The organism is Vibrio sp. 2CM40D, from assembly GCF_023161825.1.
Taxonomy (GTDB): Bacteria; Pseudomonadota; Gammaproteobacteria; order Enterobacterales; family Vibrionaceae; genus Vibrio; species Vibrio alginolyticus.
The window spans coordinates 1-2,288 of record NZ_JALNTL010000026.1; the positions used below are offsets into that span (position 1 = coordinate 1).

The 2,288-nt window shown below is 43.9% G+C and carries 1 protein-coding gene and 2 tRNA genes; all 3 read right to left on the reverse strand.

The annotated features are described in order from the left end of the window. Position 1: 1 nt before the first annotated feature. The 3 genes from MTF70_RS24215 to MTF70_RS24225 all read right to left on the reverse strand — a co-directional run bounded on the left by MTF70_RS24215 (position 2) and on the right by MTF70_RS24225 (position 2,287). Positions 2-77: transfer RNA gene (locus tag MTF70_RS24215), tRNA-Phe, on the reverse strand. 233 nt (positions 78-310) lie between these two features. After that, entirely contained in the window at positions 311-1,936 is a 1,626-nt protein-coding gene (locus tag MTF70_RS24220; RefSeq protein ID WP_025768824.1) for a methyl-accepting chemotaxis protein, read from the reverse strand. Positions 1,937-2,211: 275 nt separating this feature from the next. Next, positions 2,212-2,287, reverse strand: a tRNA-Asn gene (locus tag MTF70_RS24225). Between the last annotated feature and the right edge of the window lies 1 nt (position 2,288).

Genomic DNA, 2,288 nt, shown 5'->3' on the forward strand with positions numbered 1-2,288 from the left:
GTGGTGCCCGGAGGCGGAATCGAACCACCGACACGAGGATTTTCAATCCTCTGCTCTACCGACTGAGCTATCCGGGCGACGAGGTGTATTAAAAGGCTTTTCGGCTTTCAGGTCAACAATAAAATTAAAATAAAATATCGTTTGATGAATTTGTGCTCGGAGTGGGCTGTTTTTATGCGTTTTTAGCAGCAATGCGCCATGCTTTAAGCGATGTTTTAACATTGATAGTGTGTTCACTTGCAAAATAAAGGCGATAAAAACAAAAAAGCACGTCTGAAAACGTGCTTTTTATTGAACAATTGACTTTAAACTAGTGCTTTACTGAGAACTTGTTTACCCAACCTTCTAGCTCATTCGCTAGTGAAGCTAAACTTTGAGTACTTGATTGGCTCTCGGTTACGACAGAGTTGAGTTGGCCTCCGCTTTCCTCGATAAGGTTTATGCGTAGCGCAATATCATCGCTAACCTGCGTCTGCTCAGCGGCAGCAGTAGCGATCTGCTGGCTCATTGTGGTGATAGATTCTAACGCCGTTACAATTTGCTGTAGAGCTTCAGAGGCATTCTTAGACTCTGTAACAGTGCTTTCACTGGTTTCTGCACATATTTCCATTGTGTGAATGGCATTGCGAGAGCCTTCTTGCAGATTGGAGATCATATACTGAATCTCTTTTGTGCTGTCTTGTGTGCGTCCTGCTAGGTTGCGTACCTCATCAGCAACGACTGCGAAGCCTCGGCCTTGTTCTCCAGCACGTGCTGCTTCAATGGCTGCATTGAGTGCCAATAGGTTTGTTTGCTCTGCAATATCACCAATCACATCGAGCACTTTTACAATATTATTTACATCCTGATCTAGATCGGCGACCGCTTTACTCGCAGTATTTAATTGAGAAGCTAAACCTTGAATGTTTTCAACCGTGTTATGAATGAGTTTCTGAGTATGTTGGCTTTGTTTGTCTGCCTCGTCCGTATTGTTTGCGGTGTCGCTTGCTGAATTGGCAACATGGTTGGCTGAAGATGCCATTTCAGTCATCGCAGTGGCAATCATCGCCGTTGATTGCTGCTGAGATACGGTAAGATCGGCAATCGTATTTGATCGAGACTCTACGGCAAACAACTCTGCGCGCAGTGCATGCATAGACTTCTCTAGGTTTGTCACCATGGTAGCTAGTGATTGACTCATATCTTGCACGGCACGATAGATACTTCCTCTCGGTGCCACAGTATCAAAACTGGTCTGAATGTCTCCTTGAGCGACAGCTTGAACTGCTTTACGCACGTCGTTAGGCTCTCCACCAAGTAGATGAAGCATTTTGCGAATCGAAATGATCAGGCCACTTAGAATACTTCCCGCGATAATCAGACACAGCACAAGCTGCCATTGTGCTGTCGACCAAAAACGTGCGTTAACTTCATTAAAGCCAATACCTGTACCGACAACCCAGCCCCAGTGTGGTGTTTTTTCTGCTATCGAGTGTTTTTCTTCAATGCTGCCATCAGCTTGTTTTTGGCTCCAGGTATATTCAACGATCTGACCTGTTTTGTGCCCCAATACATCTAGAATGAGTTGGCCTACGCTATTACCACTGCCATCTCTAAAGTCATGGAAGCTGGTTCCGTGCAGTTGAGGGTCTAGTGGTGCGGCGATGAACATCATATTTTCATCTGCGACATAAACGTATTCGTTGTCTTTGTAGATATTGTTACGAAGTAGGCGAGTGGCTAATGCTTTCGCTTCGTCTTCCGGCATTTTGCCTTCGATAGCCATCTTTTCTACTTCGGTAAGTATGCTGTACGCACTTTTAAATAGCTCAGTAACTCGAGCTTTGTTATCAAGGTTACTTGCGACGCGAAGTGTCCATAAGCCCGTTGCGGTCAGAGCTAGGAGAGCTAGCAATATGATCGCAGATAATAAATAGGCTTGAGTTTTTAGTTTCATATTTAGCTCACAAATAAAGTGTTATCACTATGCAAGGCATAGCTAAAAGAAGAAATGTAATAACTCGGGCATCTTAGTGAAGATAAATATGCTCGGATACTAATGCGTATTGAAATTACGATGAGGATTAAATTTTTAGCGTGAAATAAGTGTTTTTGAAGAAAGGATTTAATGTTCGCTGATGTTTAGAAATGAAGTGCAGATAAATGGGAAAGTGAGAAATGACGTATAAAGCAGATACAAAAAAGCCGCATCAAGTGATGCGGCTTTAAAAGTGGCTCCTCCTGCTGGGCTCGAACCAGCGACCTGCGGATTAACAGTCCGTCGCTCTACCAACTGAGCTAAGGAGGAA

Bases quoted from the DNA above. Each gene is read 5' to 3' on its own strand.
- MTF70_RS24220 (WP_025768824.1), bottom strand. From the start codon at position 1,936: ATGAAACTAAAAACTCAAGCCTATTTATTATCTGCGATCATATTGCTA.